Source organism: Actinoalloteichus hymeniacidonis, from assembly GCF_014203365.1.
In the GTDB taxonomy this organism is placed as follows: Bacteria; Actinomycetota; Actinomycetes; order Mycobacteriales; family Pseudonocardiaceae; genus Actinoalloteichus_A; species Actinoalloteichus_A hymeniacidonis.
This window is the reverse complement of the sequence record NZ_JACHIS010000001.1, coordinates 2,951,470-2,969,502: the sequence shown is the minus strand read 5'-3', so window position 1 is coordinate 2,969,502 and position 18,033 is coordinate 2,951,470. Positions and strand designations below refer to the sequence as shown.

The window sequence follows — 18,033 nt, the reverse complement described above, 5'->3', positions numbered from 1 at the left end:
TCAAGTCGGGTGCGGTGATGTCCACGCTGCCCAAGGGGGTATTGAGTAGGCAGCAGGAGATGGTCTGGGCAGCTCAACAGCTTGACCCCGCCAGCGATGCCTACCACGTCCCGATCGCGTTCCGCCTCATCGGACCGGTGGATCCGGACGCCTTGAGCAGAGCATGGCGTGCGGTTCTGGTCGAGCACCCGATGCTGCGAGTGCACGTGTGCGAGGAAAGCGACGGGACCATCGTCCAACAGGTGCTCCCACCCCCGAGCGATGATGACCCGGCGGGCGTCGTCCACGTTGTCGATCTCTCCCCCGACACCGACGCGCCGACGCTGCGAACCCACGCGGACCGGCACGCCGCCGCGCCACTGGCCCCGCCCGGTCGGGTGCGATCCCGCGCCGAGCTGCTGCGGCGGGGAGTTGATGACGCCGTGCTGCTCTTCACCTTCGATCACATCGCCGTGGACGGACCCTCCGTCGCGGTGCTGCTGCGTTCCTTCGAACGGGCCTATCGCGGGGAGCTCGACACGACGGCCACCGCCGACGGCTACCTGCGCTACGCGCGGGAACAACGCGAGCACTGGGCCACCGAGGACGGCGTCTCGGACACCGCGCACTGGACCGCCCTGCTGCCCGAGGGCGCCAGCGCACCCGGGACCGGTCTGGGCACAGGCGAACCGCCCTCGGGTCCGAGCCCGGTGGTGCCGATCGCTGTTCCCGACGAGCTGGACGCCACCGCGCATCGACTGCGGGTCTCGCCGTTCGCACTGTTGATGACCGCCTACGCCGTCGTTCTGCGGCACTACCTCCGCCAGCCCGATGTGACCGTGGTCTTCCCGTCGGTGGACCCGCGCCATGCCGACCACCAACCCGTCGTCGGGCTGTTCACCGACAACCTGCTCGTGCACTGTGCGCCTGCGGACGACACACCGCTCATCGAGGTCGTCGATGAGATCCAGGGTGCCCTGCTCGACGCCGTGGACTATCAGGGCGGGGCCCACGACGGCCTCTGGGCCCGTGTCCGGGCGCTCAATCCGCCGGGGGCGGGTGCCCGGGTGTCGGCGGCCCTGACGTTGGAGCACGCGATGGGGGCCGACCTCCGGCTCCCCGGCCTCGACGTGCGTCGTTACAAACTGGCGCCGTCGGCGGCCAAGAACGATCTGCTCGCCTACTTCGAGGTCGACGGAACCACCACCGGGCTGCTGCGTTACCGCGCCGATGTGCTGGGCGAACCGACGGCGCGCCGCATCGCCACCGCGATCCGGGTCGTGTTGGACCAGCTCTGTGCGGGTTCCCGCATTCCGGTGGGCGCGGTCGCCCTCGCCGACGAGGACGATCTGCGGTTGGTGTCGCAGGTCTGGAACCCCGAACCCGATCCGAGCACCGTCGCCCCGTTGCACGCGGGCTTCCTGCGCAACGCCGCCGCCACCCCGGAAGCGATCGCGCTGCTGGCAGGCGGTCGACGGATCAGCTACGGCGAACTCGATCGGGCCAGCGCGGCTCTGGCCGCCCGGTTGACGGCGTTGGCGTTGGCGCCGGGGACACCGGTCGCGCTGTTGCTGCCGCGCTCTGCGGAATTCGTCACGGCCGTGCTCGGGGTGTCCCGAGCCGGGTTGGCGTTCCTGCCGATCGACCTGGAACAGCCTGCGGGCAGACGGACGTTCTTGTTGCGCGACACCGGCGTCGCGGCGGCGATCGTGCACGGCGACCAGGTGCCGGTCCCGCCGGGGATGCCCGTTCTCGACGTCGGTGAGACGCCCTCGGCCACCGTCGAGCTGCCCGAGGTGGACCCGGCGGCGCCCGCCTATGTCATCGCCACCTCCGGCAGCACCGGACTGCCCAAGGCCGTCGTGGTTGCCCACGGGGCGCTGACCAACCACATCCGGTGGAAGCAGAGCGCGTTCGGACTCACCACGCAGGATCGGTTCTACTTCAAGACACCGCCGGTCTTCGATGCCTCGTTGTGGGAGTTCCTCACCCCGCTCACGCTCGGCGGCTCGTGCGTGGTCGCCGCGCCGAACACCCACCGCGACCCCGAGGGCATGCTTGCCGACCTGCGCGATCACGCGGTGACCGTGGTCCAGTTCGTACCCACTCTGCTCAAGGTCGTCCTGGCTCACGGTGGACTGAACGCCTGCCGCTCGGTGCGGTTGGTCTTCTGCGGCGGTGAGCCTCTGGACTGGCAGGTGGTGCGCGCCGTGCACGATCAGCTCGGGGTCCCGACGGTGAATCTGTTCGGCCCGACCGAGGCGTGCATCGACATCTCCGGTCGGGTCTGCACGGTCGACGAGGCGGACGCCGCCGCGCTGCCGATCGGGCGGCCGGTCACGGGTGGACAGTGCTACGTCGTCGGTCCAGGTGGACAACTGTTGCCGCCCGGCTTCGCAGGCGAGCTGTTGGCCGGCGGTTTACCGCTGGCCCTGGGCTATCTCAACCGCGAGGAGCACACCCGGGAGCGCTTCATCCCGCATCCCTTCTCGACGGACCCGGCGGCGCGGGTCTACCGCACCGGGGACATCGCACTGTGGCGGGCGGACGGGGAGCTGATCTTCCACGGACGCGACGACGACCAGGTGAAGGTGCGCGGTGTCCGGGTGGAGTTGGACGGGGTTCGGGCGCTGGTGCTGGACGTCGACGGCGTCGCCGACGCCGTCGTGCAGGTGCGCCGGGCGCCCGACGAGTCCCTGATGGTGCATGCCGTGGCCGCTGTCCCCTCGGCAGATCCCGAACGGCTCGGCGCGCGGATCCTCGCGGCGCTGCGCGCCCGACTTCCTGCCGTGCTGGTACCGACCCACGCCACCGTCGTTGCCGAGTTCCCCACCACGCCCAGCGGCAAGGTCGATCTACGCAGGCTGCCCGCGCCAAGGGCCCGCAGCCGGGTGGAGGGCGCGGCGGCACCGCACGGTTCCGCCGAGGAGACGCTGGCCACGCTGTGGGCTGCGGAGCTGGGCCTGCGCGTCGAGCAGGTGCCCAGGGATGTCGGTTTCTTCGAGCTCGGCGGTACCTCCATCGGATTGATCCGGTTGCACCGCAGGCTCGCCGCAGGCCCCGCACCCGGGCTGCTGATCACCGATCTGTTCGAGTTCCCCACGATCGCCGCGGTCGCCCGAACGATCCGCGACGGTCTGGGCCGCCGGGAGGAGCGTGTCCGACATGCCTGATCAGCAGCACACCGCCGAGATCGCGATCGTCGGCATGTCGTGCCGGTTCCCCGGCGCACCGGACGTCGAGCACTTCGCACGACTCGTCCTGGACGGGGTCGTGGCTACCAGTACGCCGACGCCGCAGGCACTGGCCGAGCAGGGCGTGCCAGCAGGATTGCGCGACCACCCCGCTTACGTGCCCACCGCGGGCGCCTTGACGGGCATCGATCGTTTCGACGCCGCCTACTTCGGGATCGCCCCGGCCGATGCCGAGTCGATGGATCCGCAGCACCGGTTGCTGTTGCAGGAAGCGGTGCACGCGTTGGACGACGCGGGCTGGCCGCTGGATGCGGATCGGTCGGTCGGGGTGTTCTGCGGTGCGGGCGAGAACCACTACGCCGCTCGCCGTCGCCGTGGTCCGACCGGACAACGCATGCCATGGGATCGGCCTGCGGCACTGCCGCTGTTGGTGTCCTATCACCTGGATCTACGTGGCCCCAGCGTGTATGTGGCGTCGATGTGCTCGACCTCGCTGTCGGCGGTACACCTCGCCCGCCGGTCGCTGCAGACGGACGATTGCTCGGTGGCGCTGGCCGGAGCGGTGGCCGTGCAGCTGCCCGACACCCACGGTTACCTGGCACATCCCGGCGGAGTGATGTCGCCGTCCGGCCGGTGTCGCCCCTTCGACGCCGCTGCGGACGGCACCGTGCCCGGCAGCGGTGTCGCCGTGCTCGTGCTGAAGCGACTGGCCGATGCGGTGCGCGATGGCGATCGGGTGCATGCGGTGCTACGCGGTTCGGCGCTCAACAACGACGGCGCCGACCGGCTGAGCTTCGCCGCTCCCAGTGTGCGCGGGCAACGCGAGGTCATCGCCGCCGCGTTGGCCGATGCCGCCGTCGACCCGTCGTCGGTCGGCTACATCGAGGCTCACGGCACCGGAACTCCGCTGGGCGACCCGGTGGAACTGGCCGCGCTCAGCCGGATTCGTGCGGAGTCGGGTGCCACCGGTCCGTGCGCGGTCGGCGCGGTCAAGTCCAGCATCGGACACCTCGACGAGGCCGCGGGCATGGCCGGACTCGTCAAGGCGATCCTCGCGGTCCGCGATGGTGTCGTGCCGCCGACCGCAGGTCACACCGAGCCGAACCCGGCCATCCCGTTCGGGGACAGCGGCCTCTACGTCAGCACCACCGCGCATCCCTGGCCCGTCACCGACGGACCACGCCGGGCGGCGGTGACCTCGTTGGGCGTCGGAGGCACCAACGGGCATGTCGTCGTGGAACAGGCGCCCCCGGCAGCGGCCGAGCCGGAACCCGACGGTGAGGTTCGGCTACTGCCGATCTCCGCGCACACCGAGTCGGCCTTCGACGCACTGTGCCGGGCGTTGGCCGACTCGGCGCACCGGCCCGCGCACCTGGCCGCCGCGCTGGCCTGCCGACGTGCCCTGCGCCCCTATCGACGGGCCGTCATCGCCGCTGATCACGCCGAGCTAGTCGCGGAACTGAGCGCCCCGCCCACCACCGAGCCCGACGGCCCATTGGTCTTCGATCTCGACATCGCCGCCGACACCACCGGGCTGCTGGCTCAACTCGGTGCCGACGACGACGGCGAGTCCACACTGGCCCTGGCCGAGGCGTTGATCCGCTTCGGCGCGCGACCCGACGCCTGTTCCGGGGCCGGGGCGGGCGCGTATCTGGCGCTGGCGGCCGCCGGGGCCGTGCCCGCCGCCATCGCCGTTCGCTGTGCCGCGCTGCACGCCGAGGGGCAGCAGATCGTCGCCGACGGCGGGGATCTCAGTGGCTGCGACAAGGTGGTCGAGGAGATCGAACTGCTGCTGTTCGAGAACGAGCTCGCCGCGCCGAGCTGCCCGGTGTTGTTGCGCGCCAGCGGAGTGGAGTTACCCGGAAGCATCCCGGTGGCCGTCGACGACGTGGTCGAGGAGTCGCGGTCGGCGTTCATGGGCCTGCTCGAGAGTCCCCGCGAAGACGGGGTGCTGGATCTCGCCGGGGCGCTGGCGAGCCGGGTCGAGCTGCTGCGGCTGTTGGGCGGTTGTTGGGAACGGGGCGTCGACGTGCCATGGGGCGCGCTGCTGCCCGCCGGGGCTCGGCGGGCGCCGCTGCGCTTCCCCTTCGACGAGCAACGACACTGGGCCGCCGAGGTCGCTTTGACGGAGCAGGTCGCCGTCGCGCGCGAGGCCGCGCCGATCGGCGCGGGCGAGGGCACCGACGACGTGGCCGCCGAGGTCGCAGCGATCTGGCGCGAGGTGTTGGGGGTCGACCGAGTGGCCCCCACCGACAGCTTCTTCCGATTGGGCGGCCATTCCATCCTGGCCACCCGCATCCTGGCCCGACTGTTGGACCGGCTCGATGTGCGCTGCAACCTCGGTGCCCTGCTGGAGGCCGAGACCTTGGCCGGGATGACGGAGGTGGTCGCCGAGCAGGTACGCCTGGGCAGCCTCTACTCCCGGGTCCACGACACCGACGCACCCGCCGACGAGGATCTGGAGACCGTGGACCTGTGACCCTCACCGACACGCTCGCGCAGATCACCCACCGTGGTATCCGGCTCTCGTTGCACGAGGACAGACTGCGTATCTCGGCGCCGCGTGGCGCGCTGGACGAGGACCTGCGCGCGGCGATCACCTCGGTTCGCGACGAGCTGGTGCAATTCCTCCGGGAACGCGAGCACGAGGACGAACGACGGAACACCCGCATCGGCCGGGCCGACCGGTCCGCACCGCTGCCCGCGTCCTTCGCCCAGCAGCGACTCTGGCTCATCGAGCAACTCGGCTCGCAGGTCCCGGTCTACAACATGTACCTGGCGACCCGGTTGAGCGGTCCGCTGGACGTCGCCGCGTTGCGTGGCGCGATCGGCGACATGACCGCACGCCACGAGATCCTGCGCACCGCCCTGGCCGAACACGGCGACGGCCTCGTGCAGGTCGTCGAGGAGTGCGATCCGGTCTTCACCGAGCACCCGGTCCCGCCCGACGCCGTCGACGAGACGGTTCGCCGGGTGGTCTCGCACCGTTTCGACCTGGCTTCGGCGCCGCTGATCCGCTTCGACCTGATCGGCTGCGGACCGGAGGAACACGTCTTCGTCATCACCCAGCACCACGTGATCTCCGACGGCTGGTCGGTCGGGTTGATCAAGAAGGAGCTGTCCGCGCTCTACGCGGCTCGGGTCCACGGGACATCCGCGCAGCTGCCCGATGTGGACGTTCACTACGCCGATTTCGCCGCGTGGGAACGGCATTGGGTCGGCGGGGCCAGGGCCCAGCGCCAACGCGATTTCTGGCGCGGGCAGTTGGCCGATCTGCCGCCGCTGCTGGATCTGGCGCCGGGCAGGCCGCGAGCATCGGTGCAGAGCTACCGGGGTGCCGCACTGACCTTCCGCTACGACCGGGCGTTCATGGACCGCATCCGGGCGTTGTGCGCTGAATGCGGCACCACCCTCTACGGCGGACTGGTCGCCGCCTACGGATTACTGCTGTCCCGGATGACCCGCAGCGCCGATCTGGCCGTGGGCAGTCCGCTGGCGAGCAGGCCTTATCCGGCGTTGGAGAACACCCTCGGCCTGTTCTTCAACTCGATCACCGTCCGGATGGCACCCGAACCGACGATGACGGTGCGGGAGTACCTGGCGGCGACCCGACGTACCGCCTTCGACGCGTTCGCCCATCAGGATCTTCCGTTCGACCAGGTGGTGCAGGCGGTGGCGCCGCACCGCAGCGCCGCGCACGCACCGCTGTTCCAGGCGGTGTTCATCCTGCAGAGCTATCCGGAATCGCCGTTGGACCTCACCGGGGTGCGGGCCTCGGCGTACTCGGCGCCGATCTACGCCGCTCAATACGACCTGATGCTCAAACTGCGCGAGGTCGACGGTGGCGCCGAGGGTCTGCTGATCCACAACGACGAGCTCCTCGACGCCGAGGACGCGGCCCGGTTCGCCTCCTGGTTCCGGCAGCTGTTGACCGTGTTGGCCGATGCCCCGGACACCCCGCTGAGCGAGGTGTCGCTGCTCGACGCCGAGGACACCGCCGCCCTGACGCGGGCCAATGCCGCCACCGAACGACCGATACCGCCGGAGACGGTTCCCGCGCAGATCGTCGCCGCCCTGCGTGCCGCACCCGACGCGCCAGCGGTGACCTTCCGCGACCGCACGCTGCGCGGCGGGCGGCTGGCCGACCAGGCCGATGCGATCGCCGTCGCTCTCGCCGCCTCGGGTCTGCGCCCCGGCGACCGGGTGGCCGTGCGGGTGGGGCGGTCGCCGGAACTGGTGTCGGCGCTGCTGGGAGTGATGCGGGCGGGCATGGCCTACGTGCCGTTGGACGGCACCATCCCGGCGGAACGGGCCCGACGGATCCTGACCACCGCCGAGTGCGCGGCCGTGTTGCTCTCCCCCGGAGAGGACGCTCCCGAGGGGTTCACCGGGCCCGTGCTGACGGTGCCCGTCGCGGACCCGGCCGACGCGATTCCACCCGCCGCCGATCGGCCGCCGCTGCCGGTCGTCGACGGCGACAGCACCGCGTACGTGATCTTCACCTCCGGGTCCACCGGGATGCCCAAGGGCGTCGAGGTGACGCACGGGAATCTGATGAACCTGTTCGTCGCCCTGGACGAGGCGGTGCCGCTGCCCGCCGACGCCCGATGGTTGGCGGTCACCAACGTGACCTTCGACATCGCCGTGGTGGAACTGCTGTGGACCCTCGCACGGGGCGTGCCGGTGGTGCTCGGGGAGAACGGTGAGACGATCGCCGCAGGCTACGGCCCCGGTGAGGTGCCGTTGACGGTCCCCGAGTCGATGGCCGCCCACGCGGTGACGGCGATGCAGGCCACCCCCAGTTTCCTGCGCAGCATGCTGCGGTTGCCCGGTGCCACGGCGGCGCTGCGCCGGCTGCGGCTGCTCATGGTCGGCGGTGAGCCGCTGGACCCCGCGTTGGCCACCGCGCTGACCGAGTTGGACGGTCCGACCGTGCTCAACATGTACGGGCCCACCGAGACGACCGTGTGGTCCACCGCGTGGACGGTGCCCGCCGCCCCCGAACGCGTCCTGGTCGGATCGCCCCTGGCGAACACCACCCTGCACGTGGTCGACGCGGAACTGCGGCCGGTGCCGGTCGGCATGGTCGGCGAGCTGGTGATCGGCGGCGCAGGCGTGACCCGGGGCTATGTGGGCAGTCCGGACCTGACCACTGCGGTGTTCGGTCCGCTGCCCGGGGTGGACGCAGGCAAGCCGGTCTACCGCACCGGCGACCTCGCCCGGCTGCGTCCCGATGGCACCGTCGAGTTGGCCGGCCGCATCGACAATCAGGTCAAGGTGGACGGCTACCGCATCGAGCTCGAGGAGGTCGAGCGGGCCCTGGCCGGGGTGCCGGGGATCGCGGCCTGCGCGGCGGCGGTCCAACGCGAGGACCATCGGGCCCATCTGGTGGCGCACTACGTCCCCGCCGGGCCGGGCCCCGGTTCGGCGACGACCATCCAGGCCGCGTTGGCGGCGCTGCTTCCGCCGCCCGCGATCCCGGTGGTCTTCGCCGAGACGCAGGCATTGCCGCTGAATCCGAACGGCAAACTGGACCGGGCCGCGCTGCCGAAGCTGGCCGTCACCGGCCTCGAACGCGATGGCGCCGCGATTCCCGCCGCAGGCGAGCTGGAGGAGACACTGCTGGCGGTGTGGCGCTCGGTGTTGGGCCGCGAGGAGATCGGGGTGACCGACGACTTCTTCCTCGCGGGCGGCAACTCGATCCTGGTCGCACGCCTGCTCAGCGAGGTGCGGGCCGCCGGAGTGCCCGCCGCTCGGATCGTCGATCTGTTCCGGTTCCCCTCGGTGCGGGCTTTCGTCGCGAACCTCACCGGCCCCGAACAGCCCGCTCCGGCCGCGAACACCGGTCCGGCGCCGAGTGAGGCCGCGCTCCGACGCAGGCGGCAGGTGTTACGCAAGCGTCGCGAACGGGACGGTGACACATGAGCACTCCCGAACCGACCACACCGGACGACGACCTGACCTCGATCGCCGTGATCGGGATGGCCTGCCGAGTGCCGGGCGCGGAATCGGCCTCGGAGTTCTGGGAGTTACTGCGTTCCGGCCGCGAACCGCTGGAGACGGTGCCACCCGAGGAGCTGGAACGCGCGGGTCTGACGCGGCTGCTGGACGAGCCGGGTTTCGTCGCCAAACGCAAGCCCGCCGCCGATCCCGCCCTGTTCGACGGTGCGCACTTCGGTCTGACCCCGGCCGAGAGCGCGGCGACCGACCCGCAGCAGCGGTATCTGCTGGAGATGTCGGTGCGCGCGTTGGAGGACGCCGCGATCGATCCGAGCCGCTATCCCGGTGACATCGGCGTCTACGTCGGGATGAACCACTCGGACTACCTGATGCGGCACGTCCTGCCCGAGCGATCGGCGATCCGCGCCCTCGGCTGGCATCGGGTGCTGATGGGCAACGACCGGGGCTTCACCGCGACCCAGATCTCCTATCGGCTCGGCCTGCGCGGGCCGAGTATCGCCGTGGACTGCGCCTGCTCCTCGGGTTTGGCCGCCGTCCACCAGGCGTGTCGGGCACTGCTGGACTACGACACCGACACGGCGTTGGCAGGCGCCGCCGCCGTGGCGCCCACCAACCTCGGCTATCACCACGAGGAAGGCGGCATCTCCTCGCCCGACGGCCGATGCCGCCCCTTCTCCGCGCAGGCCGACGGCACGGTGTTCGCCAGCGGCGCGGTGATGTTCGTGCTCAAGCGTTGGGAGGACGCCCGCGCCGACGGCGACAGGATCCACGCGGTGATCCGCGCCAGCGCCCTCAACAACGACGGCTCCCGCAAATCCGGCTACACCGCACCCAGCGTCGACGGCCAAGCCGAGCTGATCTCCCGGGTGCACCGGCTGGCCGGGGTCGCCGCCGAGGAGATCGGCTATGTCGAGGCGCACGGCACCGGCACCGCGCTCGGCGACCCCATCGAGGTCGCCGCGCTCACCGAGGCGTTCCGCGCGAGCGGCATGGGACGAGGCGACTGCGGACTCGGCTCGGTCAAGTCCGCCATCGGCCATCTCGATGCGGCATCGGGTGCGGCCGGACTGGCCAAGGTGGTACTCGCCCTACGCCACCGCCATCTGCCCGCGACCTTGCACGCCGAAGAGCCCAACCCCCACATCGACTTCGAATCCTCACCGTTCTCCTTGGTCACCGAGGGTCGGCCGTGGACACGACGACTCCTCGCCGGTGTCAGCTCCTTCGGAGTGGGCGGCACCAACGCCCATCTGCTGGTCGGCGCGGCCCCCGACGAGGAGGCTCGGGTCGAGCCGAGGCCGACGACGGTGGCCCTGCCGTTCACCGCGCGCACCGACTCGGCGCTCGACGAGCTGCACACCGCCCTGCTGGAGCGCATCGAGGGGGCCGGACCGGCCGAGGTCCTCGACGTCGCTCACACCCTGACGCGCAGTCGACTCGGCCAGGCCCGCCGACGTGCCCTGGTGTGGCGCACCGGCAGCACACCTGCCGTGATCGTCTCGGCAGGCACCTCGGATCGTGGCGCGGCCCTGCGGCTGCGGGCGGGCCGGGTCGGTCCGCATCCCGAGGCGGCGGCGGAGGCCGCCCGATACGGACCGCATCCGAGCGACGCTGCGGCGGCGTTGGCCTGGGCGGCGGTCTGGAACCGGTGGGGGGTGCGAGCGGTCGCCGTGATCTCCGACGGTCGGACCCGGCTGGCCGCCGCCGTGCTCTGCGGCCTACTCACCGACGACGAGGCGGCGCGACTGCTCACGGTGCAGACCGCCGGGGGCGATCCGAGGGCGTTGATCGACGCCCTACCGAGGCGACGGGCGACGCTGCCCTGGTATGCCGAGTCCGGCGACCAGCATTGCGCACCCGGCGAGGTACCCGATCTGACCGCCGTGCTGACCGGCGACCCACTGCCGGGCAGGCGAACCCTGCCGCCGTTGGTGGACGCCGTGGTGTCGGTGGTGCCCGGCCCGACCGGCCCACCGTTGCCGCACGGACTGTTCCCCTTCGCGCTGGAGATCGACCCGGTCGATGTCGGCGAGGACCTCGCAGCGGCGGTGACGGCCGCGTGGGTCGTCGGTGTCCTGCCCGAACCGGCGCCGGTCGCACCGGGCGGCCGGATCGTCGACGTGCCGGGACACCCGTTCGACCGGATACGGCACTGGATCGACCCGGTGCCACGCACCGCCGCCGATCCCGAGACCGAGGTGGCCGCAGCAGCCACCACCGAGGCCGAGCTGCTGGAACGGGCCCGCGGTGTCGTCGGTGCGGCACTGGGCCGCCACGACCTGGCACCGACGGACTCGTTGTTCGCCGAGGGCGGGGACTCCTTGGCCGCGCTGCGGGTGGTGGCGCTGGCCCGCAGCACCTTCGGAATCTCCGTGCGGCTGGGCTCGTTCATGGCCGACCCGACCGCTCGCAACCTGGCGGACCTCGTCATCCAGGCCACCGGCACGCGACCGAGCACCTCGGGCCCGGCCCACGAGGTCATCGACGCACCATCCGGGCCGCTGCCGTTGACCGCGCTGCAGCAACGCTTCCACTTCCTCGCGCAACTCCCGGGCGCCGCCGAGGCTTACCACGTGCCCGTGCTCGCCGACCTGCGCGGACGGTTGGACGTCGAGGCGCTGGGTGCGGCGGTCGGCGATGTGGTGTCCCGCCATGAGAGCCTTCGTCTGTCGGTGCGCGACACCGAGACCGGGCCCGTGCAGGAGATCACCGCCGTGGGCACCGTTCCCGTGCCGGTGGTCGAACCCGGATCGGACGCGGAACTACAGGAGTTGATCCGGGAGCTGCTCGGCACGTCCATCCCGTTGGACAGTCCGCCGCCGCTGCTGGCCAGGGTGGCCCGGATGGGGCCGGAGCGGCACGTCCTGATCGTGGTTCTGCATCATCTGGTCGCCGACGCGCGCTCCACCGGGGTATTCCTAGCGGATCTCTACGCCTGCTACGCCGAACGAATCGGCGGCGCCCCGGCCGATCTCGCCCCGATCGACGGGCTGTTCGCCCGCCACGTGCAGACCGAGAACGCGTGGCTGTCCACTCCGGACGCCCACGCCCAACGGCAGTACTGGGTGGACACCCTGCGCGGCGCACCCGACGTACTCGAACTGCCCACCGATCGGCCCCGAGGCGCCGACCGGGCCTTCCGGGGTGGCCGCCGCTCGTTCTCGCTGCCGCCGGGCACCGGCACCGCGTTGCGTCTACTCGCGGCCGAGGAGGGCACCACCCCGTTCGCGGTGCTGTTGGCGGCGTTCACCGCCTTCCTCTGCCGCGTCTCCGGCGCGCCCGAGGTGGTGGTGGGCGTCCCGGTGTCGGGCAGGCACCGCCCCGACGCCGAACACCTGATCGGCAACTTCGTCAACACACTGCCGCTGCGGCTCTCGGCGGCGGGGGGCGAGGACTTCCGCACCGTCGTACGCCGCGTCACCTCGGTACAACGCGCCGCGCTGGACCACCAGGACGTCCCGTTCGAGGTGGTGGCACGCGCACTGCACGGGCCGAGGAATCCCGCCACCACACCCGTGTTCCAGGTGTTGTTCAACATGCTCGACACCGCGTCGTCCCGTCCCGACGCGGGGCCGGGGCTCGAGGTCGAGCCGGTGCCCTTCGACATGGCCGGCAGCCCGATGGACTTCCAGCTCGACTGGTGGTTGACCGCCGACGGCGGCGTGGCCGCCCGGGTGCTGCACGCGGAGGTGTTCGACCAGTCCACCGTGGCCGCCTGGCAACAGATCCTGCGCACCCTGGTCCGCGAGGTGCTCGCCGATCCGAACCGCCCACTGCACGCGGTCCGCGTCGAACCGCCCTCCGCGCGAGCCGCCGCCGCCCGCGCGCTCACCGGCCCCACCGCAGCCGACGTCGACGAATCGGCTGTGCACGCCAGGGTCGTCGACGTCGCCCGGCGCCTCCCCGAACGCCTGGCCGTGACCGATGGCGAGACGGCCCTGAACTACGTCGACCTGGTCGACCTCGCGGGCGGCGTGGCCGCCGAGTTGATCGAACACGGGGTCTCGACGGGCGAACCCGTGCTGGTGGCCATGCGACGCGGCACCCCGCTCGTCGTCGCCGTGTTGGGAGTGCTGCGCGCTGGAGCGACCCCGGTGCCGGTGGAGCTCAACCACCCCGACCGACGGATCGCCGCGATCGTCGCCGATTGCGCGGCTCGGGTGGCGTGCACGGACGCCGCCGGGCGGCGCCATGCGAGCGGGTTGGCCGTGGTCGAGGTATCCGACCTGCACACCCGTCCCCGCCGATCGGGGCAGGCGCCCGGCGACGACGTGCCGGGCGGGGTCGGCGCCTACCTGACGTACACCAGCGGAACCACCGGGCAACCGAAGGGCATTCACTTCCCGCACCGGGCATTGACCCACCTGATCCACTGGGAGAGCGCCGGATACTCCCGCGACGTGCGTTTCCTGCAACTCGCGTCCTTCGGTTTCGACGCCGCCTTCCACGAGATGTTCGCGGCGCTGTGCGCGGGCGGCTCGCTGCACGTGGCGAGCGAGGAGGTCAAACACGACCACGACCTGCTGCTGGCCTTCATCGCCGAGCACCGCGTGCAGAAGGCCATCCTGCCGGTGTCGCTGCTGCACGCCCTGGCCGCACGACCCGCCTCGGATCGCACCGCGCTCGCCACCCTGCGCGAGATCGCCTCGACAGGGGAACAACTACGCATCGGCGACCGGATCGTCGAGCTGTTCGCCGCGCTGCCGGACTGCACGCTCATCAACAACTACGGCCCGGCCGAGACCCATGTGGTGACCTCCTATCGGTTCGCCGGGCCGCCTGCCGACTGGCCACGTTGGGCGCCGATCGGTACGCCGATCCCCGGGGTGGCCCTGCGCATTGTGGACCGCGACGGCAACGACGTCCCCCGAGGCAGCATCGGAGAACTGGTGATCTGCGGTCCCTGTGTGGCCACCGGGTACCCGGGCCGCGCCGAGCTGACCGCACAACGCTTCGTACCGGCCGGGCCGGAGGGGGCCCGTGCCTACCGCAGCGGCGACCGAGCCCGGCTGCTGCGCTCCGGAGCGGTGGAACTGTTGGGCCGCGCCGATCAGCAGGTGAAGATCCGAGGATTCCGCGTCGAACTCGGCGAGATCGAGGTGGCGCTGCGCCGGGATCCGGCGCTGCGTGACGTGGCCATCGTCGCCGGCGATGCCGCCGACGGCGACCGCGCACTGCACGCCTATCTGGTGCTGGACGCCGACGAGACCACCGAGCCGGCCATCACCAGGATCCGAGCCGCGCTGCGCACCGAACTGCCCGCCTACATGGTGCCCAGGACGTTCACCCGCGTCGATGCCCTTCCGGTCAATGCCAACGGCAAGGTCGACCCGGCCCGACTGCCCGCGCCCGAGGGCACCGAATCCGCGCCGCCGCACTCCGCACGGCCGGGCACCCCCGAGGGTCGGGTGCTGGCCGCGTTCCGGGAGGTGCTGCGACGCCCGGAGCTGGGTCCCGAGGACGACTTCTTCGACGTCGGCGGGCACTCGCTGCTGGCAACGACCCTGGTGCACCGATTGCGCACCGAGTTCGGCACCACCCTGCCGATGGTCGAGTTCTTCGACGCGGGCACCCCGAGGGCCGTCACCGAGGCACTCGGCCGGTCGGCTATCGACGGGCAGGCGATCGAGCTACCGCAGGCGACGATCCCCGTGTCGCTGCCGCCCGGCCTGGCGTGGCTGGCCACCGAGACACCCGCGCCGCAGCATCAGAAGTCCTTCGTGTACGAGGTGTCCACCGGATTGGATCCGGACCGGCTGCAAGCCGCCGTCGCCGAACTCGCCCGGCGCCACCCGGCCCTGCGACTGCGGCTGCGCACCGATCCGGCGCCGCAACTCATCACGGTCGACACGCCGCCACAGCTGGACGTCGTGGGCGCTATCGACGACGAGACCCTGACGCACCTTCCCGACCGACTGCTGCGAAAATCCCTCGACCTTCGCCATGACGCCCCGGTCCGGTTCACCCTGGCGACCCGGCCCGATGGGCACAGCATCCTCGGGATGACCGTGCACAGACTCGTGCTCGACGGCCGCAGCCAACTCGTTCTACTGGCCGACCTCGACAAGGCCTATCTCGACGGCCCCGGCCGCCTGGGTCCCGAGGACGACGGGTTCCTCCGCTACCTCAACTGGCGGGCCGACCCCGAACCCGCGACCACCACGGCCGCGCTGGACTGGCTGCGCGCCCACGGCACCGCCCTCGACGCGCCCCGCCACGAACCCGGTGTCCCGGATCGGGCCGTCTGGCGATCGGGGCGTCCGCTGCACGCCGCGCTGCGGCAGGCCTGCGCCGACCAACGGACCACCGCATTCACCTGGCATCTCACCGCCTTCGCGCTCGCGATCGAGACGCTGGGCGACGCGGTGCTGCCCGGTCGGTGTGTCATCCCGATGGACGGCAGGCCCGTCGGGACCCTCGACGCCACGATCGGCGGTTTCGCCACCATCGCACCGCTACGCCTCGGACTCGACGGGGCCACGACGCCTGCGGAGGCGTTCACGACGATGCGGCCCCTGGCCGATGCGGTACGCGCCGTCCGGGCTGTGCCGCTCGCCGACCCGGCGAACACCGAGGACCGAGAGGTGGATCCCCAACTGGTGTTCTCCTTCCAACGCTCCGAACAGGACACGGTGACCTTCGCGGGGGCACGGTGCAGCGCGGTCGGCCCGGATCGACTCGATGAGGACCAATTGGTCTCACTCACGGTCCTGGACTCCGACGACCAGGTCACCGTCGTGGTGAAGTCCGCGCTGCCCGCCGTGTCCGCCGAGGATCTGTTGGCCCGACACCGACGAGCACTGCACCACCTCACCTTCGACCCGGACGCCCCCACCCCGGTCCTGGAGGCCACCGCATGAGATTCAGCCTGCTGTTCTTCGCCACCGGCGACCACGCCGCCGAGCAGTATCGACTGTTGCTGCAGGCCGCCCGTGCCGCGGACGAAGCGGGATTGGAGGCGGTGTGGATGCCGGAACGACATTTCCACCCCTTCGGCGCCCCGTTCCCCAATCCGGCCGTCACCGCCGCAGCCGTGGCCGCCGTGACCTCCCGAGTCCAGATACGAGCGGGCAGCGTGGTGCTTCCGCTGCACGATCCGTTGCGAGTGGTCGAGGAATGGTCGGTGGTCGACCAGCTCTCCGGTGGACGGGTCGGGTTGGCCTTCGCCTCCGGATGGAACCCGACCGATTTCGTCCTCGCCCCGCAGAACTTCGCCGACCGTCGGCGGATCCTCCGAGAACAGATCGACGAGTTCACCGCGCTGTGGGCCAGCGAGTCCGTCGAGCGGGCGGGCCCCGACGGCGCGGCCACCGAGGTGAGCACCTATCCCCGTCCGGTACGGGATCGCCCGCCGCTGTGGCTGACCGCGGCGGGATCCCCCGCCACCTTCGGCCTCGCAGGCGAACTCGGCGCGGGTGTGCTGACCCACCTGCTCGGCCAGTCCTTCGACCGCCTCGCGGAGAACCTGGCCGACTACGGCGATGCCATCGAACGCCACGGGCACGGCGCGGGCGCGGAACGGGTGGCGCTCATGCTGCACACCCTGGTCTCCGACAGCGAGGAGCACGCCCACGCGCTGGCCCGCGAACCGCTCACCGCCTACCTGCGGTCCTCGATGGACCTCTTCTCGGTCAACCGCCCCGGCAGCCCGACCGCCGACCAACTCACCGAGGCCGAACTGGCCGAGCTGCTGGACCACACCTACCGCGACTTCACCGCCGACCGCTGTCTGATCGGCTCGGTGGACAGCTGCATCCCGGTGGTGCAACGAGTCGCCGAGCTCGGGGTGGACGAGATCGCCTGCCTGATCGATTTCGGTGTGGGCACCGACGACGTGCTGTCGGCGATCAAGTCGCTGACCGAACTGCAGCGTCGCTGTGCCGATCTGTGAGCGCCACCGAGCCATGCAACCGGTCCACCGCAGCAGACAGACCCGCCGCCGAACCGACGCTGACGGCAGGCAGCTCCGGCGCACACAGACCGGCGAGGTTGGTCAGCACATGACCCGGGCCCACCTCGACGACCGAGGCGATCTCCTGGTCCGCCAGGAGCCGCATGGTCGCCGTCCAACGAACGGGAGCACACAGTTGAACCCGCAGGGCGTCCCGCGCCGCAGCCCCGTCGAGCACGTAGTCGCCGGTGGCATTGGCGATCACCGGCACCCTCGGCACGCCGAAGTCGACCGCGTCGAGATCAGCGGCGAACTCCGTCTGGGCATCGCGCATCAGTTCACTGTGGAAGGGAGCGGACACCTTGAGCAGCACCACGTCGGCGCCCTCGGCACGCGCGAGGGTCCGCACCGCGTCCACCCCGGCCAGCGTCCCGGATACCACCTGCTGCCTCGGCGCATTGTGGTTGGCCACGGCCACGATCTCACCGGTCTCGGCGTGGACCCGCGCGCACCACGACTCCACCTCGGCGGACGACGGACCCAGCACCGCGGCCATCCTGCCCGGATTACGGTCGGCCGCGGCGGCCATCAGTTCGCCTCGACGTCGAACCAGCCGCAGCGCATCCGTCCATTCGAGGACACCTGCGGTGACCAATGCCGTGTACTCACCGAGGCTGTGGCCCGCGACCACCGCCGGTTCGATGCCACGACCGCGCAGCGCCTCCCAGGCGATCAGGCTGGCCACCAGCACCGCGGGCTGCGCGATCTCGGTCGCGCGCAGTTCCTCGGCCGAGCCCGAACGGCAGAGCTCGCCCAGCTTCAGCCCGAGTACCTCGTCGGCGGCGGCGAACCAGCGATCCGCCACACCATCCTCGGCGAATTCGGCTCCCATTCCCGGAAATTGCGAGCCCTGACCAGGAAACACCAGCGCCGTGCGGTCTGCGAGCACGGCCCTCCCAGCGGCATAACCATCCATTACGGTGACTCTAGCCAACTTTCCAACAATGC

Annotated in this window: 6 protein-coding genes; 5 read left to right on the top strand and 1 reads right to left on the bottom strand. The window is 71.2% G+C overall.

What is annotated here, in order from left to right:
• Positions 1-17 precede the first annotated feature (17 nt).
• Genes BKA25_RS12335 through BKA25_RS12315 form a run of 5 tightly spaced genes read left to right on the top strand, consistent with a single transcriptional unit; the run spans position 18 to position 17,025 of the window.
• Entirely contained in the window at positions 18-3,152 is a 3,135-nt protein-coding gene (locus BKA25_RS12335) for a non-ribosomal peptide synthetase (RefSeq protein WP_069849693.1), read from the top strand.
• A complete protein-coding gene (locus BKA25_RS12330) occupies positions 3,145-5,652 on the top strand; it encodes a beta-ketoacyl [acyl carrier protein] synthase domain-containing protein (protein ID WP_157421091.1) in 2,508 nt (835 codons plus the stop codon). The genes BKA25_RS12335 and BKA25_RS12330 overlap by 8 nt, the downstream gene beginning before the upstream one ends.
• Positions 5,649-9,098 carry a non-ribosomal peptide synthetase gene (locus BKA25_RS12325; protein WP_069849697.1) on the top strand — a complete coding sequence of 1,150 codons (3,450 nt, stop codon included), beginning with the start codon at positions 5,649-5,651 and terminating at the stop codon, positions 9,096-9,098. The genes BKA25_RS12330 and BKA25_RS12325 overlap by 4 nt, the downstream gene beginning before the upstream one ends.
• Positions 9,095-15,994, top strand: a complete 6,900-nt coding sequence (locus BKA25_RS12320; protein ID WP_069849699.1) for a non-ribosomal peptide synthetase — start codon at positions 9,095-9,097, stop codon at positions 15,992-15,994. The genes BKA25_RS12325 and BKA25_RS12320 overlap by 4 nt, the downstream gene beginning before the upstream one ends.
• The gene (locus BKA25_RS12315; protein ID WP_069849701.1) at positions 15,991-17,025 is read left to right on the top strand and encodes a MupA/Atu3671 family FMN-dependent luciferase-like monooxygenase; all 1,035 of its coding nucleotides are present in this window, start codon (positions 15,991-15,993) and stop codon (positions 17,023-17,025) included. The genes BKA25_RS12320 and BKA25_RS12315 overlap by 4 nt, the downstream gene beginning before the upstream one ends.
• On the opposite strand, the gene fabD is transcribed toward BKA25_RS12315, so the two are convergent.
• Positions 16,982-18,001 carry an ACP S-malonyltransferase gene (gene fabD, locus BKA25_RS12310; protein ID WP_084643039.1) on the bottom strand — a complete coding sequence of 340 codons (1,020 nt, stop codon included), beginning with the start codon at positions 17,999-18,001 and terminating at the stop codon, positions 16,982-16,984. The genes BKA25_RS12315 and fabD overlap by 44 nt on opposite strands.
• Positions 18,002-18,033 lie beyond the last annotated feature (32 nt).

What these genes read in the sequence shown, in the direction of transcription:
- BKA25_RS12335 (WP_069849693.1), top strand. Translation starts at nt 18, where the DNA reads ATGTCCACGCTGCCCAAGGGGGTATTGAGTAGGCAGCAGGAGATGGTC.
- BKA25_RS12330 (WP_157421091.1), top strand. Translation starts at nt 3,145, where the DNA reads ATGCCTGATCAGCAGCACACCGCCGAGATCGCGATCGTCGGCATGTCG.
- BKA25_RS12320 (WP_069849699.1), top strand. Translation starts at nt 9,095, where the DNA reads ATGAGCACTCCCGAACCGACCACACCGGACGACGACCTGACCTCGATC.
- BKA25_RS12315 (WP_069849701.1), top strand. Translation starts at nt 15,991, where the DNA reads ATGAGATTCAGCCTGCTGTTCTTCGCCACCGGCGACCACGCCGCCGAG.
- fabD (WP_084643039.1), bottom strand. Translation starts at nt 18,001, where the DNA reads ATGGATGGTTATGCCGCTGGGAGGGCCGTGCTCGCAGACCGCACGGCG.